Origin of the sequence: Blautia schinkii (assembly GCF_013304825.1) — a bacterium.
GTDB classification, from domain to species: Bacteria; Bacillota; Clostridia; order Lachnospirales; family Lachnospiraceae; genus Blautia_A; species Blautia_A schinkii_B.
On sequence record NZ_JAAWUO010000011.1, the window covers coordinates 1 to 23,979 of the forward strand.

Below are 23,979 nucleotides of genomic sequence, written 5' to 3' on the forward strand. Positions count from 1 at the left end.
GAGCCATGCAGCTCTGTGCGCTTATGCGGTATTAGCAGTCATTTCTGACTGTTATCCCCCTGTACAAGGCAGGTTACCCACGCGTTACTCACCCGTCCGCCACTAGAAACAATCTAAATCTGCCGAAGCTTCAATAAAAGGTTTCCCGTTCGACTTGCATGTGTTAAGCACGCCGCCAGCGTTCATCCTGAGCCAGGATCAAACTCTCTGATAAAGTGTTTGAATCTTTTACTCAAGACAACCGTTTGGCTATCTCTCGTTTTTACTGCTTTTGGTTTGTTTAAACCGTTCTTTAAATGTAAAGAAATTTTCGAGAATCGTATGTGTTTCACTGTTTAGTTATCAAGGTTTGTTGCGTCTGTCTCTCAGACAGCTCGTTTATTTTATCTCATCTCAAATCGTTTGTCAAGTACTTTTTTCAACTTTTTTCAAACTCTTTTTTTGATGAATCTCTGTCTCGCTGACAGCTTGTTTACTTTATCATGTCTGCAAGCATTTGTCAACAAGTTTTTTCATTTTTTTGAAAAATTTATTTTTTTCAAAAAAATAACGGAGAAGGAGGGATTTGAACCCTCGCGCCGCGTTAGCGACCTATACCCTTAGCAGGGGCACCTCTTCGGCCTCTTGAGTACTTCTCCAGACTCCGAACTTATAATTTCTCATTAAATTGGAACGCATTTCTTCTGTGTTTTCATCCGAAACGCATGGTTAATTATATCTGAAGGTGCTATAATTTGTCAACACCTTTTTTTATTTTTTTTACATTAATTTTATTCTACTATGATAGATATGGAATCGAAAAATGGATATACTGTAGTACTAATGGCTTTACAGCCTTTAGATCCACCCAAAAAGAAGCCGCACATCTATGCGGCCTCTCAGTATTATTGATATATTTTTTTATCAGATCATCCAGAAATTATCTGTGCAGACAATCTTTCTGTAGGTCTCAAACTTGAACCACTTATTATGGAACTCTGACTTATTATCAGTTGATTTAAACTCATCCAGGAACTGCTGGTAATCGGCATTGCTGCGGATTTCGAGGGCAAATCCTCTCTCATCCACAACAGGAAGTCCCATAAAGGCATACTTGTCTAACGGAATAATATCCAGTACCTTCTTATCACGGATCAGAACAGCCGCATTATCCTCCAGAGAAACAATATCAAAATAGCCCGGATATTCAAAGCTGTCACCCTCAACAGGCACAGTATCCCCTACATGATAAGTCTTAACCTCTTTATCCGCTTTGGAAAGCAGTGCATTCTCAAGGTTAAAATAGAACTCTTCAAAAATATAACCGCCAACCTTCACGTCATCCTTCTGGAAATAAGGCTTCTCTCCCTCAGTATCAACCGACTCCACAACACCACATGCAGAAGTCATATGGCTCACACGGTCGATCATGATCAGCTCACCAATAGTCTTATTCTTTTTAAACTCATCCAGCACAACCTTATCAGAAAGACCGATCCTGCACAAAGCGATCTCATTCTTCTCGATTGTATCTGCATGCAGATGCTCACCGGTATTTACATCCGTCTTAAACTCAATACTCTTAACCACACCTGCGATTTTTTTTGTACCAAGCTTCACAAGATACTCCTTGCCCACTTCAAGCCTGGAATCATCCATCCAGAGAAGCGTAGCCTCAAAGCCCTTTGCCACTGGAATCTCATCACTATTGGTAAGAACACAGCCACGGCTTACATCCACCTCTTTATCCAGCTGGATCGTAACAGCCTGGCCTGCAACAGCCTCTTCACGATTGTCACTGCCCACCAGAATCGTCTTAACAGCCGCTGTCTCGTTGCTTGGAAGCGTTGTGATGATATCACCTACACGAACCCGGCCACTCTCGATCTGGCCCTGGAAGCCGCGAAATTCATGATTCGGACGAGAAACACGCTGAACAGGCAGATAAAACTCACTGACATTCTCAGCCTCTGAAACATCCACAGTCTCAAGATGCTCCAGAAGAGCTTTACCCATATACCAGGGCATATTCGGAGACTTCTTCGTTACGTTATCACCCTCTGTAGCACTGACAGGAATGATCACAACATCCTGAAGCCCCAGAGTCTCAGAAAGCTCATTAATATCCTTTACAATCTCATTAAAACGGCTCTCACTGTAATCAACAAGATCCATCTTGTTAACAGCAAAGACGAAATGATGAATACCCATCAGAGCGCAGATACGTGCATGACGCCTTGTCTGCACCAGAACACCCTGCTTCGCATCCACAAGAATAATGGAAAGCTGAGCAAAGGAAGCTCCAACCGCCATGTTTCTTGTATACTCCTCATGCCCTGGAGTATCCGCAACGATAAAGCTTCTCTTATCTGTTGTAAAATAACGATACGCAACATCTATAGTGATTCCCTGCTCACGTTCTGCCATCAGACCATCCAGAAGAAGAGAATAATCAATGGCGCCTCCTCTGGAACCTACCTTGCTGTCCAGAAGAAGGGCTTTTTCCTGATCCGCATATAAAAGCTTGGAATCATAAAGAATATGACCGATTAGTGTAGATTTTCCATCATCTACACTTCCGCAAGTGATAAATTTCAGTAATCCGCTCATCCTAGAAGTACCCCTCTCTCTTTCTTTTTTCCATGCTGGCAGCTCCGCCGTCGGAATCGATAACACGTGTAGTTCTCTCAGATTCCACAGAGCTTAAAGTCTCGTCAATGATCTCGTCCAGTGTCTCCGCGTCAGACTCGATACCACCTGTCAGTGGATAGCATCCGAGTGTACGGAAACGTACCTTTTTCATCTGCGGCTCCTCACCTGGGTTCAGGCGCATTCTGTCGTCATCCACCATGATAATATTTCCGTCTCTGTATACAATCGGACGCTCTTTTGCAAAATAAAGAGGAACGATCGGGATATTTTCTCTCTTAATGTACTGCCAGATATCAGTCTCAGTCCAGTTGGAGATCGGGAAAACACGGATACTTTCACCTTTATTGATCTCAGTATTATAAAGTTTCCACATCTCCGGACGCTGATTCTTCGGGTCCCAGGCCTGCTCTGCATTACGGAAGGAAAAGATACGCTCTTTTGCACGGCTTTTCTCCTCATCACGACGACCACCGCCAAATGCAGCTGTGAAACCATATTTCTTAAGGGCCTGCTTCAGAGCCTGTGTTTTCATAATATCTGTGTATGCGGAACCACTGTCAAAAGGATTGATTCCCTGCTTCACACCATCCTGATTAATGTACTCAAGCATTTCGATTCCCAGGTCCTTCGCGGTTTTGTCACGGAACTCGATCATCTCTTTAAATTTCCATGTTGTGTTTACGTGAAGAAACGGGAATGGCGGTTTCTCCGGGTAAAAAGCTTTCATTGCAAGATGAAGCATTACAGAACTGTCTTTTCCTATAGAATAAAGCATTACCGGCTTCTCGCACTCTGCTGCAACTTCACGGATGATATAAATTGCCTCTGCTTCCAGCTCATCCAAATGTGATAATCCACTCATATCTGATCTCATCCTCCTGTTCCGGCCGCCAAAACCGGCAGCACTTATCTTCTGGTCTAATATTTATTCGAATTCCGTCGATTCACATCGATCACGGAGGTAGAACCGTCCGTTTTTGTAATGATCCAGTGAAGGATATCACCTTCGCTTTTTACATTCATGATACTTCCGTTACCGCCGATATCTGCACCAAGGAAAAAGTCGATGGCACCGGCTTTACATTCCTTTACACAGGAAACGCAGCCCCAGCAGTTTTTCGGATATTTCATCACGGCTTTTTTGTCTTCCATGACGATCAGAGTTCCCGGACATACTTCACTGCATTTTCTGCAACCAACACATTTTTTCTGATCAATTCGTATGCTCATATGTGTCCTCCTTTACAATGTCACGGAAAATCATCCTGATCTCGCCGTTTTCCAGTTTCGAATTTACATATTTATAAAATTTCTCATCTGTTTCCGGATGATCCAGATTTTCGTTGAAAGAATGCCATCTGGTCTCTTTGCGGTTTTTCAGATGAGCGATCAGTGAACGGCACACAATGAGACGCTCACGAAGTTCGTATGCAAACATCAGCTCATGCATATCTGCTGCCGCTGTTTTTTCGGCAAGAGCCTGAAGCTGAAGGATTTTTTCATCTGCAAGAGCAAGCTGCTTCTCATTAAACTGATAATTGGAAGCAATTCCTCCCGCATATTCATCCATGACCTTCTGCATAGCTTCCTCAAGCTCCTCAATGGAAAATGCCGGTGCATCTTCATTACGGAACTTTTCATACCGGGAAAGGATCTTCTCTTCCTGAACCTTGATCGCCGCCTCTGTCTGAATATCAGCCGCTTTCAGAGTTCCTGCACCAAACTGTTTCACCATATCCAATGCTGCAAGCTTTCCTTCTGCAAGAGCTCCTGTCACATATTTCTGCGGACATCCGCCTGCAACATCACCAGCAGCATACAGCCCCTTTACCGTGGTTTCACGGCCTGTATTTACCCAGTAGCCGCTGGCTGTATGACCGCCTACGATATACGGCTCTGTTCCCTGAATCTCAACATCCTGCTCGCTGGGGTCCTTTCCGCTTTCGATCCATTTCAGAGTCTGGCTCGGTGCCATGTTGAGATAAGCCTTCAGAAGATCTTCGTCCTGTTCCTTCGTGATCCCTGTAGTCTTCAGGTAACACGGTCCGTGACCAAGCTGATTTTCCCGGACTGTTCCATAAACTCTCTCGCTTGTGGTCAGTCCATATTTTGTCTCATAGATCTCGCCTGCTGCATTGATCTGTTTTGCGCCAACACCCTGTGCGATGGTTCCCGTAGGAGCAATGGTATCCTTGCAGCGAAGTGCGATAAAACGCATCTCAAAGGACGTCATCTCCGCACCTGCCAGAATTCCCATTGCGTATCCGGCGCCTGTGTTAAACGGCGGATACCACATCTTATGTCTGGAAAATCCCGGATTGTTCGGTTTATAAAGTCCAGCCGCTCCACCTGTTGCAACAAGAACTGCTTTTGCCCGGATAATGTATGCAGTTTCTTCCATAATAGAGAAACCAACTGCTCCGTAAACCTGTCCGTCTTTTACAAGAAGGTCTGTGATATTTACATAATTCAGAACGTCTACGTTCTCAGCTTTATGAACTGCATCCGCAAGAAGTGGTTTGAAATTTTCACCGTTGATCTTGATGTTACGGTTTCCTCTGGCTACATAATCGCCATTTTCATCCTTCAGGATCACAAGCCCAAGCTTTTCCATCTTTGCGGTAACTTCGTTGAAATTCTCCGCTGCTGTAAGAAGAAGGTCCTGCCTTACGATCCCGGCGGCATCCTTTGTGGCATAATCTACATAGTCCTGAGGCTTGCGGCCTTTTACAATGTAGGCATTGATGGCATTAACACCGGCTGCCAGACAACCGCTTCGTTTAATATTTGCTTTTTCTGCGATCAGTACCCTGCCGGCTTTCTGTTCTGAGAGAACCAGCGCCGCATAGCAGCCTGCGGTACCTCCACCTATGATCAGCACATCGGTTGTAATTTCCTTTATGTTTAATCTGTTTTTCATACTCATCACTCTGTTATCTGAATCTCATGTACAGTTACATTTTTTTCTTTATCTACGCCAAAGGCCTTCAACACCGGATTTTCTGCATCCATAAGGGAGAGGATCAGATATTCAATGTTCGGGTCAAATGCAAGTCGTTTATCTTCTTCGGAAGGCCTTGACGGAGACTCCGGATGAGAATGAAAGTTTCCGATCATCTGATATCCGTTCTGACGGATATCTTTGATCGCGCTCAGCTGTTCCTTCGGGTCCATGGAAAAGTGTTCGTTGCTTTCATCAATATTTGTCAGCAGATACACCTTCTCGATGGTTTTTACATCGCCCTCAATGGTCCCGCCCAGAAGGCCGCAGGACTCATTGGGAAGTCCTTTTCTGCAGTGATCTAATATTTTCTCGTAATCTTCTTTTTTTAATTTCAGCATTTCTTCGCAGCCTCCAATGGGTTTCTATACTTAATTTTCAGTGTTTCAATTCACACACAGCCTGCTCATAATCGATCAGCTCTGTGATCGTTGGATCATCGCCGCATACTGGGCAATGATGGTTCTTCGGAAGCTTCACGGTACGGAAAGTCATCTTCAGTGCATCGTAAGTGAGAAGTCTTCCTGTAAGGAGATCGCCCTGTCCGATGATATACTTGATCGCTTCCATTGCCTGAAGGCTTCCGATCACTCCGCCCATAGCTCCGATCACGCCAGCCTGCTTACAGGTCGGTACGGCATCCTTTGGCGGCGGGCTCTGAAATGCACATCTGTAGCATGGGCCCTGTCCCGGAACGTAAGTCATCAGCTGTCCCTGAAAACGGATGATCCCTGCATGTGAAAACGGCTTCTCAGCCATTACACAGGCATCGTTGATCAGGAATTTTGCCGGAAAGTTGTCCGTTCCGTCAAGAATGAAGTCGTAATCTTTGATCAAATCCATGATGTTGCTGGAATCTACAAAGGTATGATATGTATTTACGGTAACATCCGGGTTGATGGCCTTCATTGTTTCAGCCGCGGACTCTACCTTCAACTTGCCTACATCTGCAGTTGTGTGGATGACCTGTCGCTGAAGATTGGAAAGATCCACCTCATCTGCATCCGCGATCCCGATTGTTCCCACACCTGCTGCTGCAAGGTAGAGGGCTGCCGGTGCTCCAAGTCCGCCGGCTCCGATGATCAGAACCTTTGCATTCAGAAGCTTTTTCTGGCCTTTTACTCCGACCTCTTTCAGAATGATGTGGCGGGAGTAACGCTCAAGCTGCTCATTTGTAAAAGCCATTATCTTGCGCCTCCTCCCATGTAGTACAGGAACTCAACAACATCGCCGTCCTTTACCTCTGTCTCCGGAACGTCTGCCTTGCTGATGAATTCATCGTTGATAGTTACGGTTACATACTCAGGACTTTCGATATCCTCTTTCTCAATAAGCTCTGTAAGCTTCAGTCCATCTTCGTACTCTTTTTTATTTCCTGCAACTGTGATTGTCATTTCTCTGTTCTCCTATTCTTCAACTTTTCTTACGATCAGTGTATACGTTCCGTCCTCGTTGTCCTCGAGCTTCAGGATCTGATGTCCTTCTTCCTTCACGCTTCTCGGCACATTCTGTACCGGCTCTCCATCGTTCATTTTGATCGCCAGGATCTGTCCGTCATCCAGCTCCTCAAGTGCTACCTTTGCTTTTACAAAGGTTACCGGGCAGACCACATCGGTAATATCTACTGTATCATCAATCTTAATATCAGCCATTGTATGCTCCTTTCAAAACTTCCTGAAGTTTCTCAGCACCTACCCGGTCGATGGTGAATTTAAAACGTTCTCCCGGATTTGCATGATCATCAAAGAACTGGATCGCTGCGTCTGTCACTCTGAAAAGCTGCTCCTCAGAGGTGATCAGTGGAAGGAATTCCTGTCCCTTGCTGATGTGATTTCCAAACGTTCCGCCAAAGGAAACGATATATGCTTCGTTTACATCCCATGCATCTACAGGACAGGATTTTGCACATCTGCCGCAGTAGTTACATTTCTCTGTGTCGATCACCAGCTTGTCATCCTCAAAGGAGATAGCGTTTTCTCTGCAGGCCTTTTCGCAGACACCACAGTGGATACATGCGTCTTCTTTCCAGCTGACTTGGGCTGCTCCCTTGATTCCTACATCATTCTCCTCTGCCTTCAGACAGTTGTTCTGACATCCGGTAACACCGAATTTGAATTTATGAGGAAGCTCTCTTCCGAAATATCTCTCATTTAATTTCACCGCAATGTCATAGCTGTTGATATTTCCGCTTGGACAGACAGCGTTGCCCTGGCAGGCTGTAACTGTACGAACTCTCGGTCCGCAGACACCGGGCTTGCATCCGCCTTTCGCAAGATCATCCTTTACATCATCAATATCATCTAATTTAATGAACGGGATCTCAACTCCCTGTCTGGAAGTAAGATGTACATATCCGTCACCATATTTCTCAGCTACTTCTGCGATCTTCTTAAGATTCTCTGCTGTAAGCGTACCGCCTACACAGGCAAGACGAAGAGAAAAATTATTTTTCTGCTTCTGTCTCATGAAACCACCTTTTTTTAATGTAGCGTAATCTACTTTTGTCATAACGAATTCTCCATTTCTCTGCCGTGCAGCTATCGATTTTATCTGTTACTCTCTATCGCTTCTTTAAAATCTCTCTTTAAATCTTCAATATCTTCAATTCCCACACTGATACGGATCAGGTCTTCGAATACTCCGGACTGCAGCTTCTCTTCGTCGGAAATGTGTGCCGCGATGGTGGATTCAGGATGAATGACCAGTGTCTTCGTGTCTCCGATGTTGGAGATGATCAGTGGGATCTTCAATGAATTAATAATAGAAAAAGCCTTCTCCTTACTTCCGGTTCTTACGGTTACGATAGCTCCGTAGCCATTCCTGAACTGCTTTTCCGCAATTTCGTGATAAGGGCTTTCTTCCAGTCCCGGATAATTTACTTCAATGTCACCACCCAGGCCCTGTAAAAATCTCGCAAGCTCCAGTGCATTGTCACACTGTCTCTGCATTCGAAGTCCCAGGGTTTCCAGTCCCAGATTATTAAGGAAAGCATTCTGCGGAGCAAGACACGCGCCAGTGTTCCGGAAAAGTCCGTTTCTAAGCTTGGCGATGTATGCAAATGGTCCGAATTTCCGGTATGGAGCAAGTCCCGGATATCGGTCAGGGTCCCATTTCAGACCCTTACCACAGACAAGAATGCCGCTGATGGCATCGCTGCTTCCATTAATATACTTGGAAGAGGAATGAACCACGATGTCAGCTCCAAGCTTCAGTGGCTGGATCAGATACGGTGTTGCCACGGTATTGTCTACGATCAGCGGTACGTCATGCTTATGTGCCACTTCTGCAACCGCCTGGATATCGGTAACGTCCAGCTTGGGGTTTCCGATGGTCTCCGCGAAAACAAGTCTCGTCTTCTCTGTGATCTCTGCCTCAAAAGCTTCCGGCTTATTCTCTTTCACATATTTTACGAAAATCCCGAAAGGCTTCAGATCATCGAACAGCTCCACAGTTCCGCCGTACAGTCCGCAGGCTGCTACGATCTCATCTCCAGCCTGAAGAATGTTCAGAAACGCATTAGTCAGCGCTGCCATTCCGGATGCACAGGCCACACTGCCGATTCCATCCTCCAGCATAGTCACTCTCTTCTCAAAGGACTCCACCGTAGGATTGTTGATCCTTGTATAGGAGAAGCCCATTTTTTTATTGTCAAAAATTTTCTCCAGGTCTTCCGCGCTGTCATGCCGGAATGCGCTGCTCTGATAGATCGGAACCTGTGTGGCTCCCTGTGGATATTTCTCATTGGTGCCGTGGAGCAGCCCTGTATTAAAGCCGTATTCGTTCATAGCCTCTTCCCTTTCTTTTGTTGACACTTATATTAGCCTACTATTCATAGTATGTCAATAGGAAAACTGGATTAAATGTATTTTTTTGTGTACACAACTATACAGCAGCATGGTACAATTATATCAATTACGGGAATTACAGCCCCACCCTTGATTTCCGCGTCCGGCTGTTCAACATTCTCGCCTTGGGAGGCACTGTGATCAGCCTGATCTTTCTCATCGTTTTTCCGGTGATGTTTTTTACCAGCGGCGGATATCATGGCGGTATGCCGGCCTTCTTCGTGTTTGCCATTATCTTTACCGTGCTGATGCTGGAAAAAATACGGGCTCTGATCGTTTCTCTGCTGGAGATTATTTTGTAAAAATTTATGATCCGTAGACAGTAACTGAACAACTGCTGCACAATTTATCAGGAGGTGCCTATGCATAAAAAAATCTTATTTCTTTTAACAGGTGCGATCGCTCTTTCCATATCTGCAGTCCCGGTCCTCGCTTCTGACCCGCCAACCGATGACGGTCAGTACATCTGGCAGGATGAAAACGGAGATTACTGGTACCGCAAAAAATACGATCTTCTGTCCACCATCAGCCAGTACTCCGAGGATGCCTCTGACGAATGGAAGGAAATGTATGACACCTATCTGGATACCATAAACGGAATCCGTATGATGGATGGTTGTTCCCTGACCGAAGGAAGCCATACCTGATCCCCCTGCCCCTTCTGCCGTTATTTTGCAGACCGGAAGATTCATAGCTGTATCTCCGTTGCAAAAGGCACATCATATTTACACAAAAGAAGCTGCAGAACTTGAGTCTTCATTGTTCTGCAGCTCCTTTGTGTTGTTCTATCTGATCATATCTTCTATCGGTTATCCTTCATAAATCTGATCAAAAATCCCTCCATCTGAAAAATGTGTTTCCTGTGCCTTTTTCCATCCGCCGAAATCATCAATGGTGACAAGATTGATGTCCAGGTCAAACACATCTGAGTATTCCTTCAGAATATCCTGATTTGACGGACGGTAATAATTATCACCTGCGATCCGCTGTGCTTCATCGGAATAGAGATAATTCAGATATTCCTCTGCCACATCTCTGGTGCCTCTTTTGTCTACGACTTTATCGACTACTGCTACTGACGGCTGTGCAAGAATGCTGATGCTTGGTGTTACGATTTCGTAGTCGTCCGGATAATCTTTTACGGAAAGATAGGCTTCATTTTCCCAGGCAATCAGCACATCTCCCTGTCCGTTTTCTACAAATGAAGTTGTTGCACCTCTGGCTCCGGTATCAAGGACAAGTACGTTTTTGTAAAGATCTCCGATGAATTCTTTAATCTTATCTTCGTCTCCGTTATATTTATCTTTTGCATAGGCCCAGGCTGCCAGGTAATTCCATCTTGCTCCGCCGGAGGTTTTCGGGTTTGGTGTGATCACACCTACATCTTTCTTTACCAGATCATCCCAGTCCTTGATATTCTTGGGATTTCCTTTTCTCACAAGAAATACAATAGTCGAAGTGTATGGAGAGCTGTCCTCCGGAAATTTGTCCACCCACCCGTCATCGATGAGTCCTGCATCCTGGATCGCATCCACATCATACTCCAGTGCCAGTGTTACCACATCTGCTTCCAGTCCGTTGGCAACCTCAAGTGCCTGCTTGCCGGAACCACCATGGGACTGCGTGATCTCAACATCCTGGCCTGTTTTTTCTTTCCAGTGTTCCTGAAAAATCTTATTGTACTGTTCGTAAAGCTCTCTGGTCGGATCATAAGATACATTTGTAATGCTGACGCTGTCCGCCGCATAGGTTGTCACTCCTGTAAGGCTTCCAAATGCCGCTACTGCTGCAAGAGCTGCTACTGCTGATCTCCATCTTCTTTTCATAATACTTACCTCCTGTGTTTGCCTCGTGTTTTGTTGTTGGGGCTATTATAAACATGAGTAAGTCCATATGAAAACTGTTAGATTGGAAACCGTTTTCAGGAGATTTCAGAAACAGGGATCTTTTTGCTAATTTCACAGGTTTTTATACTGATTTTCAGCTGTTATCCATATATTTCTCACTCTTTTTTACATATATTTATCGCCGTTGAAAGCTTTTGTGAAAACGCAATCAGCCTTGCAAGACAGTTATCCACACCCGTCCTGAAAAATCGCTTTTTCGAGTGGATGGTTTTCCACATATTCCACAAAAATTATCCCCTGACACCTATGTAATCGTTCCAGGTTTATATTAAGCGAATGTTCAAAATCCACTTTGTCGCATACCCAAGAACATAAATTTTTTCTTTACAGATAGATATAATCATTCATCACTGGCTGCAGACCATGATCTTTCAGTGCATTAAAAACTTCATCCACAGATCTTCCGTCTGAAATCTCAAACTGGTCATCACCTTTATCCTCAATATCATCTACATGGCTTCCAATTCCTGTGCTGACACCTGCGGAAATCTTTGTTGCAGCAATATTCACCAGATTGTCACGGACACGCTCGCACTCTCTGGTAGATACGGTAATGCTTGCAAACGGCATAAACAGGCGATATGCACAAACTACCTGCAGAAGCTGCGGTTCGTGGACATCCTTCGGATTGATCCGGTCGTTGTTGATGATCGGACGAAGTCTTGGGCAGGAAAAAGCAATCTCTGCGTGTGGATATTTTCTCTGCAGAAGATATGCGTGATATCCGGTTGCAAAAGCATCCTTCCGGAAATCATCCAGTCCCAGAAGTGCCGCAAAACCAACGCCTCGCATGCCGCCTTTTAACGCACGCTCCTGAGTATTTAATCTATATGGAAAAATCCTCTTATGTCCTGCCAGATGCAGTGTCTCATACTTATCAGAATTATAGGTCTCCTGAAAAACAGTTACATAATCTGCGCCGCATTTGTGAAGATATGCGTACTCATCAGAATTCATCGGATATACCTCAAGGCCGACTACCTTGAAATATTTCCGGGCAATCTCACAGGCCTTTCCGATATATTCTAAATTGGATTTGGATTTGCTCTCACCGGTAAGGATCAGGATCTCCTGAAGTCCGGTTTCTGCAATGGCTGCCATTTCTTTTTCGATCTCATCTGCATTCAGCTGTGCACGGCGGATTTTGTTATGACAGTTAAATCCGCAGTAAATGCAGTAGTTCTCACAGTAGTTTGCAATATAGATCGGTGTAAACATGCAGATACTGTTTCCAAAATGCTTCCTTGTCTCGATCCGTGCAGCCTGTGCGATTTCTTCCAGAAGTGGAAGTGCTGCCGGTGAAAGCAGGGCTTTAAAATCCTCCGGCGTACGGTTGTCATGAGCAAGTGCCCTGCGTACATCTGCTTCTGTGTATTTATCATAATCATATGCGTTCATTGCGGTAATAACCTGATCCATTACATCAGATTCTTCCAGCTGTTCCATATCCGGAAGGTACTTCATATGATCAATACGGTTCTTTTTCATATCTTCCAGAATTTCTTCATTTACGATACTTTCATTAAAATGGCCGTCCTGCTGACTGGCCTGTACTGTTTCTGCCATTACTCTTATGTCGCTCCTCTCATATATTGCAGCAATGTTCTGTTTCTCACTGATGCATATCCATAAACTCAATTTCAATTGAAACCAGACAATACCTGCGATTCACTGCACAGGCAGCTCCTGCCCCGCTTAGTGTTCTGCGTTCAATCATTCATTTATCAATTTTACTCATGCAGAAATCCGGTCAGCGGTGAAGATGCACTTGCACCTCTCTCAAGAGTTCTTCCCATGCCGGAAAGGTATGCACTTCTTCCTGCCTCAATAGCTTTCTTAAAGGCTTCCGCCATAACACGGACATCTCCTGCTGTTGCGATAGCTGTGTTTGCCATAACTGCTGCTGCGCCCATTTCCATTGCTTCACATGCCTGTGACGGACGGCCGATTCCTGCGTCTACGATAATTGGAAGGTCGATCTCATCGATGAGGATCTGGATAAATTCTTTTGTGCAGATTCCTTTGTTGGAACCGATTGGGGAACCAAGCGGCATTACACAGGCTGCTCCTGCGTTTACCAGATCTCTGGCTGCATTCAGATCCGGATACATGTACGGCATTACTACGAAGCCCTCTTTTGCAAGGATCTCTGTTGCCTTGATGGTCTCATAGTTATCCGGAAGAAGATATTTGGAGTCATGGATAACTTCGATCTTTACAAAATCTCCGCATCCAAGCTCGCGGGAAAGTCTTGCAATGCGGACTGCCTCCTGAGCATTTCTGGCTCCTGATGTGTTCGGAAGAAGCGTAACATCCTTCGGTACATAGTCAAGAATGTTTGCAAGTCCACCCTCATTTGCACGTCGCAGGGCAAGTGTTACGATCTGAGTTCCTGCTTTTTCAATACATGCTTTTACAAGCTCCAGAGAAAATTTTCCTGAACCAAGGATAAAACGGGAAGTAAACTCATGGCCTCCCAGGATCAATTTGTCTTCATTTGTGTTTGCTGTTGTCATTTTTTATGTCCACCTTTCTGTTATTTATCTGCATTGTATTTCAGCTGCAATAACTGCTCAGCTATTCAATTTCAAGGCAGCAATTTTCTGCGATTCTGCCCATCCCACAGCCGGATATTCCTGCCCATCTTCAGACTTCTGAACAGGAATTTCTGTATCCGTTCTTATTCTTTCTGTCTCAGCAGCTTCCGCCGCCCATAAACTGCAGGATTTCCACAACGTCTCCGTCTTTCAGCACGGTCGTGTCGTAAGTCTCTCTCTTGATGATCTCTTCATTCAGCTCTACTACCACCTGCACCGGAACATAGTTACATGCTTCCAGATATTCAGTTACTGTCACCGGCTTTTCCAGTGTTCTGCTTTCACCATTTACTGTGATCATAATCGCTCCTTTCCGGAAATTTCGCCAAGTCAGAAGTAATTCTCAATCTCTTCCGGTCAATCGGATATTCGCAATCCGTAAAAAAAGAGTTCACAAAGAAATACACCCGCGGTGGTGCACCCCTTCATGAACTCTGTTCACTCTCAAAATTTCCCATGTTTAATTGTAAAATATTTCTCTGTAAATCCTGATCTTACGTATATTCAGGCGGATAAAACATCCGCATCCAATAAAAAAGGAGATACACCAAGGTATCTCCCGTAAATTCATCTTATACGTTCCTACGTTGGCATTATCCAAATCAGGTATAAGGGTCGAAGTTGAAGACTTCCTCTCAGCCTGCCATCACAAGCTCCCCTGTTATTTACACGGTTTAGTATAATTCCGATTCTGCTTCATGTCAAGAATAATAAATTTTGGTTTTATTTGGTTACTGTTCACTGGTAATATTCCGCGAGGTGTTTTTTGTGAGCGAAGGTCACAGAAAACCCGAGACATACCGCGCGGATTTATGCGATTAGCATAAATCCTGTGCATCGCGAAGCGTGTTGCTGAGAACGGAGTGAACAGTAACTTTTATTTATAAGCAGTGAATCCCAGATCATTCATTGTCAGGTTTAAATTCTTTTTCAGATAAGCATTTGCTGCTATCATTGTCGCTTTCATCATAATGTTGGAAGAATCCTGCAGATCTGTCATCGCTTTTTTTCCGTTTGTATACAGGAAAGTCAGATTCTGACCTTTATAAGCAGATGCTTTTGTGGAAGAAGTCAGCAGCACAAAGACTCCATCCGAAGACAGGGCGGACTTCACACTGACCGTATCAGATTTCACACAGTTTCCGATAATATCCAGTCCGGCAAGGACTCCATCTGAAGGCACAGAAATCAGCATTCCAATATCTATCTTATCTTCTTTCTTCAAATAGCCGATCATCAGAGTACTTTCTTCATTTACTTTGACATTTATAAACTGACTTCCGTCTTCGATATATCTGCCTTTCTGACTGATATATTTTTTCAGTTTGGCATAATTCTGCGTCAGTTTTGCGTTAGCCGATGCAGGATTTTTTACAGTAACCTTGCAGGTGAATTTTCTGCCGCCAAGGATCGCTGTGATATTCGCTGTTCCTGTTTTTACTGCGGTGACCTTTCCGGCTGAAGTTACACTGACAACCTTTGTGTTGCTACTCTTCCATGACGGTTTCAGACTGGTGCCGTTGATCTTCAGTGTATAAGTTTTTTTCGGTGTCAGTGTCAGGCTGGTCTTATTCAGGGTAAGAGAATTCAGCCCTGCAATCGCTGTCAGGCCTTTTTTATTATAGCTACTCCAGATTATATTTTTTCCGGATTTCCGGTAAGCTTTTACCGTATAAGTATAACGTGCTCCGGTGCTTACTTTTGTGTCGGTAAATGTAACATTCTTACTTCCTGTGATGGTTTTTACTACTTTCCATCCGCTGTTTCCGGACTTGCGGTATACACGGTATCCGGCTGTTCCTTTTACCTGTTTCCAGCTGAAAATGATCTTATTCTTTCCGACGATCTTAATAGAAGACATGGCCGGCGCTGCTACAGTTACTGCCGCCTGTACTTCTGCCACGCTGATCAGCTCCGGAACCGTAGCTGGTGCCGCCGTCGCAAGCATAAAACCTGTCAAAATGCCACATAAAGCTTTTTTCCAATTTCTTTTCATACGCTTTTTTCCTTTCTGCTTTGTGGTGTATCTGGATTTCCTAACAAATATAGTATACATTATGGGGAATATTCCTGCTATGATATTTTTCGCCGAATCGGGGCTTTCGGTGAAATTCGGCAGTTTTTACAATGGCAGAAAAAGGAGCTGTAAAAAAACATAGCCTACAAAAAATCTTTGAAGCCGAGCACGTCGATCTGCAGCACTTATATATAGATGAATCAAAATTTGAAGCAAATGCAAACAAGCATTCCTGGGTATGGAAAAAAGCAACTGAAAAATCCAGGTACCGTTCAGATATGGACTGTTTTATTCCTCTCATGAAAAAATTTCATGAGACCTATGGCTTTTATCCAAAATATCCTGTAGCGGATGTCCTTATGCAGAGAAATACAAAAAGGCAAAAGGAAACCGTACAGTACGGGTCAATCAGGAGTTGACGGTAATGTACCAAGAAGTGATCCGTAATCTGGAAAGTATTCAGGGAGCATTATTCAGAACGAATCGTTTCATTCAGGCAGAAGGAACTTTTGAAATCATGAAAAATGACCGGTGGTACAAAAGAATGAAAGTAAAAACAACCGCATAATTTCAAAAACAACCGAATTTATGATGAGAGGGGAAAGTATTCTCTGAATCTCTCCTCAATTCTACGATTTGGCTTAAAAGAGCATAGAAAGAAGCGTGCTCCAAAATGATTTCTCATTTTTTCACACGCCCTTTTTCAATGCCCTTGTAAAATCAAGAGTTTCTGCCACTTTATTTTTATTCAACTGTCGAAGATGGGATTAGCTTATGCTTTCCCCACGGATTTGTCAACCAGAATATATTACAATTCCGGAACCACTGTAGTCCATAGATGATTTCCTATTTTCTGGAAATCCCCCTCCAGAGACATTACAGTTACTACTGCATCCTTGTCAGGAAACGCCAGACAGAACTGACCATAATTTCCATCAGATCGATAGGAACCAGCTTCCGGATTCATTACAAACTGATATCCATATCCAAAACCGGAATATAGATTTCCCGGGCTTCCTGCCGCTGAATTGTCTACAAGATTGGAAGTCGCAACTTTCATATATTCTTCCGGCACCAACTGTTTTCCATTGTATTTTCCTTTATGAAGAATCATCTGTCCATATCTGGTGAACTCATCAATATTTACATAAAGACCATTCGCCGCATGTACATGACCTTTCGGACACAAAGTCCAGTCCGGATTTCCAATTCCCAATGGTTCAAAAAATCGATTTCTCAGATATTCCAGAAGATTGACACCCGCACGTTTTTCAATAGCACAGCTGATCATATAAGTATTGAAATTACTGTACAGCCACTGAGTTCCTGGTTTATTTACAACCTTCGCATTTTCAAAGAAATATCTGATCCAGTCCGGCGTTGTATAACGTTCCGGCCAGTCACAGAAAAACAGCGAGCTTTCCAGACCGGTAGTCATTGTCAGCATATTTTCCAGAGTCACATCACCAAGATATCCTTCTGTTTTTTCTGGAACATACTCCGGAAAAATATCAACGATCTTCTCATCCAGCTGAATCAATCCCTCATCCAGTGCAATTCCCACTGCACAGGATACCACGCCTTTGCATGCAGACCAGGTATTCAGGCGTGTTTTCACCGGCATTCTTTTATATTCTGCCGTTAACTGTCCTTCACGCCATATCTGCGCATACATAACATTGAGATTTTCTTTTAAAGTTTTGATAGCAAATTCATTGATCAGGTTCTGGTCTTTATTCATAAACATTAATCCTCCCACACACTTGTTTCCATCTTTACATCAGGACTTACACTTCTAAACCATCCGTAAGCCATGCATACTACAATGGCTATCAGACTGATGATTACTACCGGAAGTTTCAGGCTTCTGCAAGAATTGATAAAAATGCAGATATATGCAAACAGGCTCAAACAGCAGAGGAAATAATATTTTCCGTTAGAAATATGCATTGGTGATTTTTCCCATGCTTCTGCATGTTTTTTCGGAAGCTGGAAATAAGCATAAATCTGCAGAAATGCCAGTGCTGATGCCAGAAGCATAATATTATTTACAACATCACTGATAGAAAAGTCCAGTAACACAGGTAATATTCCCATAAGATAAGTAAATGTCATCAGTTTCCAGTAAGCCCCTCTTCTATTCTGAGCTGCCCATGATTTCGGAAGCCATCCATCTTTACAGGACTGTGCAACCGGAATACAGTTATTGGAAATTGTTGAATTAATGGATGAAGACAGTGCAAGTACCGGACCACCAATCATAAATACTGTGAAAAGTGCCGGATTTAAAATATTTTTTGCAACCAGGGTAAGCGGCTGTCCGGCTACCTGATCCAGAGGAAGCACACCACTTGCTACAATTGCAACACCGCCATATACAACCATCAGTGTCGGAATACAGTACAGAAGTGCCTTTGGAATATCTTTATGTGCCTCTTTTGCCTGTTTACCATAATTCATAATGCAGGAATATCCGTTTGTTGAATATACATACAGCATGATTGCGGAAAAGAATCCGGATGGACCATTGGAGAAAAAGTCTGGTGCTGTAAACTCAAACACCGGATTTTTCAGCTGGAGGCATCCCAGAACAATAAACAGACCAAGTGCAACAAACAGCAGGATAACCAGAATTTTCTGTACCTTCGCCATTACATCCACACCACACAGATTGATGGCAAAGAACACACTCAGGGCTGCAATTCCAAACCATTTCGCATTAATCTGCGACCACAGGGAATTTGCATACATACCAATTGCCACACCATAAGTCGCCAGATTGATCGTCTGTGGCAAAAATCCTACTGCATACATACCGGCAACTCGTTTGCCGGCCATATCTCCTACCAGAGAATAAAATCCTCCTCCAAGTTTCAATGTAGATGTGATCCACGGAATCGGTGCGATCATCATAAATCCCCAGATACATGCAGCTACATACGCCAGCCACGCTGACTGTCCTGTCAGCAGAATTGCCGGACCGATCAATGTCAGAACTCCTGAACCAATTGCCTGTCCTACACCGATCGTATAAAGATCACTTCGTTTCAGATAACCTGTTTTTTCTTTTACTTCCTTTGCTGTTGATGACATAAAAGCCCCCCTTGCATATAAATCGTAATATTGGTAGTGTATTTAATTCTTTTTCTGACGTCATATGAATTATTTAATGCTATATTATCATTTAAAATTCAGAATTTCTATTGACAATATCATTAAAAATCCATCTTTTTAATTGTGCATTATTTACATTTTATTTTGTTTCAGAAGAATTATTTACTCTATTATATTGTAATTAAACTTTGCGCCTGTTATAATTCATTATACAAACTACACAAAACAGGAGGTTTTTCATGAAAGTAGAACAGTTGATCCGTGAAAAAATATCTTCTCTTTCTGCTGGCCAGAAGAAAGTTGCCGAATATATATTACAACACCTTGATTCTTTCAGTTATTCCACCCTTGCGAAACTCAGCAAGGAAATTTCCGTAAGCGAAACCACTATCATACGCCTTGCTTATTCTCTGGGTTTTGAAAGTTTTTCTGAAATGCAGAGAACTGTACAGAATGACATCCTTTCCATTCCCACAACTACATCAGATGACACACTGGATAACGGAAATTTCTATCAGAACATCATTGCAAAAGAGCTCCATTCCATGGAAAACTGGGCTTCCCACCTGAATCAGGAAGATATGGATCAGATCGTTACTCATCTGACCAATGCGAAAAAACGTCTGATTGTCGGTGCCCGTTCCTCTTACAGTGCAGCACTCTGGATGGGAACTCTGCTGAATCAGCTTCTTGGAAATACCAAGGTGGTTCACGAATTTTACGATTCCAATTTCGAATATCTCACAGAAGCATCCGAGGATACAGTTGTTCTTCTGATCTCTTTTGCCCGCTATACCAAATGGTCTCTGAAATATGCACAGATTGCCAAAAACCATGGTGCAAAGATACTCGCCGTCACAGACAGCATTTCATCACCGGCATGGGCGCTGGCAGACCACGCTATCATTACAGAAATCAATCTCAATGAAATGGGATTTAACTCCTTCTCATGCCTCTATTGTCTGTTTGACAGTATTGTTGCAAAAATCCGAAAAACCAGGTGCAAATCCATCAGTACACGACTTCATGACCTGGAAGAACTTTATTCAGACTTTGATCTTTTTTACGAATAATAATTTCAGGGGGGATTATCATGCATGAAATTTTAGATATTTTCCTGGAAAAATCGAAACAGCATCATTCCAATATTATCTATGCCCAGATATACAAAAATGACGTTTTAAAAGAAGAATTCAGACTTTTTCCGGTAAAAACCCGATTAAATATATGGTCTGTCAGCAAGCCCTTTGTTGCAATGGCTGCAGGTATCGCAGAACGTGAAGGACTGATCACACTTGATGAATATATTTATCCTTGGTTTGAAAAATATTTTCCGTCAAATCCTTCCGAAAATCTTTACAAAATAAAGATTCGTGATCTTCTTACCATGTCATCCGGGCAGAACGATCCGCTCTTTTTCTGCGATGGACCGGAACGATACAGGGAAACGGACTGGGTAAGATATTTCTTTCAGAATGATTCTTTTCCCTATACACCCGGTACTCATTTTGTGTACAGCAATTTCTGTTCCTATATTTTGTCTGTTCTTCTGGAAGAGAAATCCGGAACGGGTCTGCTGAATTATCTGCGATATCGTTTCTTTGAACCGGTTGGTATTCCGAATCCTGACTGGACCCTTTGCCCTCAAGGACATTGCATGGCAGCTAACGGACTGTATCTAACAATTGATGAACTGGCTCGTTTTGGACATCTGCTTCTGCATGAGGGTTCCCTGAACGGAAAACAGATCGTCCCAAAAAAATTCGTTATTGATGCCTGTCAGAAACACATTGATTCTTACAATCCACTGACGGAACATCCAGATTACCAGAGCTATGGTTATGGATATTTCATATATATGGGACCTATGGAAGATACTCTGATCCTGTCCGGCAATTACGGCCAATACTGCATCATTGACAAAAAACATCAGATGGTATCCTGTGTCATGTCCCTGGATGGCAATGACCACAAAAAAATCCGTGATGACCTGGTGGATTCTCTTGCAGAATATTACGGTGTGAAAATTTCACATATATAAAAAAATGCCGCTTCCGCGGCCTCATCATATGATATTCGCAATCCGCTAACGCTACTTGCTCATAAAAAAATGCCGCTCCCGCGGCATTTTTTTATATAACCAACCAATCCTCAACCATAGCTGTGTTTTGCAGCAGCACTGCTTCATTCCCCTTCGTCACGAAGATTCTCTGCACAAACACATCCACAACTTCGCCTTCCCGGACGGGTTCTTCGTCCAGACTTCTTCTGGCACTTAACACAGTGTCACCTACCCGGACTTTCAGTTCCAGGCTGCTTCCACGGAAAGCAACTCGCTCTACAACACCCTCTGTTGCAGAACTCTTATATTTCTGCTCCTCATTTTTCTTCGTCACCTTCACAAATTCCGGCCGCACAATAGCTTTTTCACCACCCGGAACTTCCTCAAAGTGATTGAACACCTGGTAATCATCGATCACAGAAGTCTGACCGAAAAATCCCGCCGTAAACGCTGTATCCGGATTCTGGTAAACCTCCAGCGGTGTTCCCTTCTGCTCGATACGTCCACGGTTGGTAATGATGATCTCATCTGCTACCTCAATAGCCTCATCCTGGTCATGGGTAACAAAAATACTGGTGATTCCCAGCTTCTCGATCATATCCTTCAGCCAGCTTCGAAGCTCTGTACGAATCTTCGCATCAATCGCCGCAAAAGGCTCATCAAGAAGAAGCAACTGCGGATTCGGAGCAAGGGCTCTCGCAAAAGCAACTCGCTGTCTCTGACCACCGGACAGCTGACTTGGATATCTTTTCTCCAGCCCTTTCAGCCCGATCAGCTCTACCAGCTCCGTAACACGCTGCTTAATATATTTTTTATCTGCCTTCTGTACCTTCAGGCCGAAAGCAATGTTATCATACACCGTCATATACCGGAAAAGGGCATAGTTCTGGAACACGAATCCAATACCACGCTCACTGGCCGGAACATCATTGACCACTCTTCCGTCAATGATGATCTCCCCGCTGTCCGGCTGCTCCAGACCGGCGATCATACGGAGAATTGTAGTTTTTCCGCTTCCACTGGGGCCCAGAAGACCGATCAGCTTACCTTTTTCGATGCCAAAGCTTACATTGTCAGAAGCCTTATAATCTCCATATGTTTTATTGATATTTTTTAATTCAACGTACATCGCCTTTTTCCCCCTTTCCCTTATGCTCCAGAACATTTCTTGCGATCAGAAGGATCACCGCCAGGATCACCAGGATCGAAGAAACCGCAAAAGCCGGAACATACTGGAATTCGTTATAAAGAATCTCCACATGAAGTGGAAGTGTATTGGTTTTTCCACGGAGATGTCCGGACAGCACAGACACTGCACCAAACTCTCCCATTGCTCTCGCCGTACACAATACAACGCCGTAAAGGAACGCCCATTTAATATGCGGAAAAGTTACTTTGGTAAAAATCGTCCAGCCCTTTGCTCCCATCAGAGCTGCTGCCTCTTCCTCATCTGATCCGATAGATTCCAGCACCGGAATGATCTCTCTGGACACAAATGGAAACGTAACAAAAATCGTTGCCAGGATAATTCCCGGAACAGCAAATACAATCTGAATTCCCACTTTTTCAAGTACAGAATAAAGCGGACTCTGCTTTCCAAAAACCAGAATATAGATAAGACCTGCGATAACCGGTGATACTGTAACCGGAACATCGATCAAAGTGGTAAGGAGCTTTTTTCCCCGAAAATGAAATCTGGTCATTGCCCATGCCGCACACAGACCAAAGATCGTGTTGCATACAACAGCCGCAGCCGTCGCTCCAATGGTCAGCTTCAGCGCTTTCAGCGTGTACTCATCTGTCACCGCCTGCACGTAACACTGCCAGCCCTTGCTCAGCGCCTGGGTTACAACAACCACCAGAGGCAGTACCAGCATCACAAAAAGAAAGATCACGGAAATCCCGATAAGGATCCATTTCACCGGCCCGGAAGCCTGCTTCTTTTTTTCATCCATTATGCATCCCTCCCTCTGATACGTTTCGTATTTCTTGCCTGCACCAGATTCACGCCAAACAGGATCAGAAATGAAACTGCCAGTGTGACAAGTGCAATAGATGTTGCGCTTTCGTAATCAAACTCCTGAAGCTTTGACATGATGATCAGCGGCGTGATCTCTGTATAATAGGGTTTGTTTCCTGCGATAAAAACAACGCTTCCATATTCTCCCAGGCAGCGTCCGAAAGCAAGTCCCGCCCCGGAAAGCATTGCCGGCAGAAGCTCGGGAAAAATTACTCTTCGGAAAATGGTGAATGGTTTTGCACCCATAACACGTGCCGCCTCCTCATAGGACCCGTCCAGTTTCTCCAGTACCGGCTGAATAGCACGGACTACAAACGGAATTCCCACAAAGATCAGAGCCACCGTGATACCGATCCTGGTATACGCGATCTTAATTCCGAACTTTGCAAAAAAACTTCCCACAATTCCTTTATCGGATGTCAGTGATGTCAGTGAAATACCGGCAACTGCTGTTGGCAGCGCAAATGGCAACTCGATCATTCCATCCATGATCCTTTTTCCCGGAAAATCATACCTCACCAGCACCCACGCAAGGATCAGTCCCATAATGGCATTAACCACTGTCGCTGCAAATGCGGTAATAAAGCTTACATAAAATCCGGACAAAACTCTAGGTCTCGTGATCACCTGGATAAATTCTCCAAATCCCAGCCGCGCTGAATAAACTGCCAGAGATGCAAGGGGAATCAGAACCACAATACTCAGCATCGCCAAAGTCACTCCCATTGTCAGTCCAAAGCCTGGTATCACCCGTTTACTCTGTTGTTTCTTCATTTCTGTCTCCC

Annotated in this window: 24 protein-coding genes, 1 tRNA gene, 1 rRNA gene, 1 pseudogene and 1 riboswitch; of the genes and pseudogenes, 5 read left to right on the forward strand and 22 right to left on the reverse strand. The window is 43.9% G+C overall.

Going from position 1 to position 23,979, the window contains the following annotated elements:
- The 12 genes from HFM85_RS09455 to HFM85_RS09510 all read right to left on the reverse strand — a co-directional run.
- A 16S ribosomal RNA gene (locus tag HFM85_RS09455) occupies positions 1 to 214 on the reverse strand; the annotation flags it as partial.
- A gap of 336 nt (positions 215 to 550) precedes the next feature.
- A tRNA-Ser gene (locus tag HFM85_RS09460) sits at positions 551 to 638 on the reverse strand.
- Positions 639 to 903: 265 nt separating this feature from the next.
- The gene (locus HFM85_RS09465; RefSeq protein WP_173738053.1) at positions 904 to 2,589 is read right to left on the reverse strand and encodes a sulfate adenylyltransferase subunit 1; all 1,686 of its coding nucleotides are present in this window, start codon (positions 2,587 to 2,589) and stop codon (positions 904 to 906) included.
- A 1-nt stretch (position 2,590) separates the two neighbouring features.
- Positions 2,591 to 3,493: a sulfate adenylyltransferase subunit CysD gene (cysD, locus tag HFM85_RS09470; RefSeq protein ID WP_173738052.1), complete on the reverse strand. Its 903-nt coding sequence runs from the start codon at positions 3,491 to 3,493 to the stop codon at positions 2,591 to 2,593.
- 56 nt (positions 3,494 to 3,549) lie between these two features.
- The gene (locus HFM85_RS09475) at positions 3,550 to 3,861 is read right to left on the reverse strand and encodes a 4Fe-4S dicluster domain-containing protein (RefSeq protein WP_119240734.1); all 312 of its coding nucleotides are present in this window, start codon (positions 3,859 to 3,861) and stop codon (positions 3,550 to 3,552) included.
- Entirely contained in the window at positions 3,845 to 5,551 is a 1,707-nt protein-coding gene (locus HFM85_RS09480) for an adenylyl-sulfate reductase subunit alpha (RefSeq protein WP_173738051.1), read from the reverse strand. The genes HFM85_RS09475 and HFM85_RS09480 overlap by 17 nt, the downstream gene beginning before the upstream one ends.
- 5 nt (positions 5,552 to 5,556) lie before the next feature.
- On the reverse strand, positions 5,557 to 5,973 hold the full coding sequence (locus HFM85_RS09485) for a M67 family metallopeptidase (protein WP_021976043.1): 417 nt from the start codon (positions 5,971 to 5,973) through the stop codon (positions 5,557 to 5,559).
- Between the two features lie 37 nt (positions 5,974 to 6,010).
- On the reverse strand, positions 6,011 to 6,817 hold the full coding sequence (gene thiF, locus HFM85_RS09490; protein WP_015526615.1) for a thiazole biosynthesis adenylyltransferase ThiF: 807 nt from the start codon (positions 6,815 to 6,817) through the stop codon (positions 6,011 to 6,013).
- Positions 6,817 to 7,026 (reverse strand): sulfur carrier protein ThiS, encoded by a 210-nt coding sequence (gene thiS, locus HFM85_RS09495; protein ID WP_021650460.1) that lies wholly within the window; start codon positions 7,024 to 7,026, stop codon positions 6,817 to 6,819. The genes thiF and thiS (HFM85_RS09495) overlap by 1 nt, the downstream gene beginning before the upstream one ends.
- A gap of 12 nt (positions 7,027 to 7,038) precedes the next feature.
- The gene (locus HFM85_RS09500) at positions 7,039 to 7,284 is read right to left on the reverse strand and encodes a sulfurtransferase TusA family protein (protein ID WP_015526613.1); all 246 of its coding nucleotides are present in this window, start codon (positions 7,282 to 7,284) and stop codon (positions 7,039 to 7,041) included.
- Positions 7,277 to 8,140: a 4Fe-4S binding protein gene (locus tag HFM85_RS09505; protein WP_173738050.1), complete on the reverse strand. Its 864-nt coding sequence runs from the start codon at positions 8,138 to 8,140 to the stop codon at positions 7,277 to 7,279. Before HFM85_RS09505 ends, HFM85_RS09500 begins: the two co-directional genes overlap by 8 nt.
- Positions 8,141 to 8,178: 38 nt before the next feature.
- Positions 8,179 to 9,417 (reverse strand): O-acetylhomoserine aminocarboxypropyltransferase/cysteine synthase family protein, encoded by a 1,239-nt coding sequence (locus tag HFM85_RS09510; RefSeq protein WP_173738057.1) that lies wholly within the window; start codon positions 9,415 to 9,417, stop codon positions 8,179 to 8,181.
- Positions 9,418 to 9,614: 197 nt separating this feature from the next.
- Here HFM85_RS09510 and HFM85_RS09515 point away from each other — a divergent pair, with 197 nt between their 5' ends.
- Entirely contained in the window at positions 9,615 to 9,779 is a 165-nt protein-coding gene (locus tag HFM85_RS09515) for a hypothetical protein (protein WP_243251517.1), read from the forward strand.
- A 60-nt stretch (positions 9,780 to 9,839) separates the two neighbouring features.
- Positions 9,840 to 10,124: a hypothetical protein gene (locus HFM85_RS09520; protein WP_173737979.1), complete on the forward strand. Its 285-nt coding sequence runs from the start codon at positions 9,840 to 9,842 to the stop codon at positions 10,122 to 10,124.
- 162 nt (positions 10,125 to 10,286) lie between these two features.
- Here the strand turns inward: HFM85_RS09520 and HFM85_RS09525 are convergent, their stop codons facing one another.
- The 5 genes from HFM85_RS09525 to HFM85_RS09545 all read right to left on the reverse strand — a co-directional run bounded on the left by HFM85_RS09525 (position 10,287) and on the right by HFM85_RS09545 (position 15,977).
- Complete coding sequence (locus HFM85_RS09525) at positions 10,287 to 11,303, reverse strand: sulfate ABC transporter substrate-binding protein (RefSeq protein WP_173738049.1); 1,017 nt, start codon at positions 11,301 to 11,303, stop codon at positions 10,287 to 10,289.
- Between the two features lie 405 nt (positions 11,304 to 11,708).
- A complete protein-coding gene (gene thiH / locus HFM85_RS09530; protein WP_173738048.1) occupies positions 11,709 to 12,950 on the reverse strand; it encodes a 2-iminoacetate synthase ThiH in 1,242 nt (413 codons plus the stop codon).
- Between the two features lie 164 nt (positions 12,951 to 13,114).
- Positions 13,115 to 13,900: a thiazole synthase gene (locus HFM85_RS09535; RefSeq protein WP_118170203.1), complete on the reverse strand. Its 786-nt coding sequence runs from the start codon at positions 13,898 to 13,900 to the stop codon at positions 13,115 to 13,117.
- Between the two features lie 178 nt (positions 13,901 to 14,078).
- A complete protein-coding gene (thiS, locus tag HFM85_RS09540) occupies positions 14,079 to 14,282 on the reverse strand; it encodes a sulfur carrier protein ThiS (RefSeq protein ID WP_144092642.1) in 204 nt (67 codons plus the stop codon).
- Between the two features lie 261 nt (positions 14,283 to 14,543).
- Positions 14,544 to 14,651: riboswitch (TPP riboswitch) on the reverse strand.
- 207 nt (positions 14,652 to 14,858) lie between these two features.
- The gene (locus HFM85_RS09545; RefSeq protein ID WP_173738047.1) at positions 14,859 to 15,977 is read right to left on the reverse strand and encodes an Ig-like domain-containing protein; all 1,119 of its coding nucleotides are present in this window, start codon (positions 15,975 to 15,977) and stop codon (positions 14,859 to 14,861) included.
- Between the two features lie 173 nt (positions 15,978 to 16,150).
- On the opposite strand from HFM85_RS09545, the pseudogene HFM85_RS09550 reads away from it, so the two are divergent.
- Positions 16,151 to 16,545, forward strand: a pseudogene (locus HFM85_RS09550) (transposase); the annotation flags it as partial.
- Between the two features lie 261 nt (positions 16,546 to 16,806).
- Here HFM85_RS09550 and HFM85_RS09555 read toward each other — a convergent pair.
- Positions 16,807 to 17,739 carry a serine hydrolase domain-containing protein gene (locus tag HFM85_RS09555; RefSeq protein WP_173738046.1) on the reverse strand — a complete coding sequence of 311 codons (933 nt, stop codon included), beginning with the start codon at positions 17,737 to 17,739 and terminating at the stop codon, positions 16,807 to 16,809.
- A gap of 5 nt (positions 17,740 to 17,744) precedes the next feature.
- Positions 17,745 to 19,091: an APC family permease gene (locus HFM85_RS09560; RefSeq protein ID WP_173738045.1), complete on the reverse strand. Its 1,347-nt coding sequence runs from the start codon at positions 19,089 to 19,091 to the stop codon at positions 17,745 to 17,747.
- Between the two features lie 260 nt (positions 19,092 to 19,351).
- Here HFM85_RS09560 and HFM85_RS09565 point away from each other — a divergent pair, with 260 nt between their 5' ends.
- Together HFM85_RS09565 and HFM85_RS09570 are read left to right on the forward strand one after the other, a co-directional pair.
- Positions 19,352 to 20,185, forward strand: coding sequence for a MurR/RpiR family transcriptional regulator (locus tag HFM85_RS09565; protein WP_173738044.1), 834 nt, complete (start codon positions 19,352 to 19,354; stop codon positions 20,183 to 20,185).
- Between the two features lie 20 nt (positions 20,186 to 20,205).
- A complete protein-coding gene (locus HFM85_RS09570) occupies positions 20,206 to 21,153 on the forward strand; it encodes a serine hydrolase domain-containing protein (RefSeq protein ID WP_173738043.1) in 948 nt (315 codons plus the stop codon).
- A gap of 91 nt (positions 21,154 to 21,244) precedes the next feature.
- Here HFM85_RS09570 and HFM85_RS09575 read toward each other — a convergent pair whose 3' ends face one another.
- Genes HFM85_RS09575 through cysT form a run of 3 tightly spaced genes read right to left on the reverse strand, consistent with a single transcriptional unit; the run spans position 21,245 to position 23,968 of the window.
- Complete coding sequence (locus tag HFM85_RS09575; RefSeq protein WP_173738042.1) at positions 21,245 to 22,303, reverse strand: sulfate/molybdate ABC transporter ATP-binding protein; 1,059 nt, start codon at positions 22,301 to 22,303, stop codon at positions 21,245 to 21,247.
- Entirely contained in the window at positions 22,293 to 23,129 is an 837-nt protein-coding gene (gene cysW, locus HFM85_RS09580) for a sulfate ABC transporter permease subunit CysW (RefSeq protein WP_173738041.1), read from the reverse strand. Before cysW ends, HFM85_RS09575 begins: the two co-directional genes overlap by 11 nt.
- Complete coding sequence (gene cysT, locus HFM85_RS09585) at positions 23,129 to 23,968, reverse strand: sulfate ABC transporter permease subunit CysT (protein ID WP_173738040.1); 840 nt, start codon at positions 23,966 to 23,968, stop codon at positions 23,129 to 23,131. The genes cysW and cysT overlap by 1 nt, the downstream gene beginning before the upstream one ends.
- Positions 23,969 to 23,979: the final 11 nt, after the last annotated feature.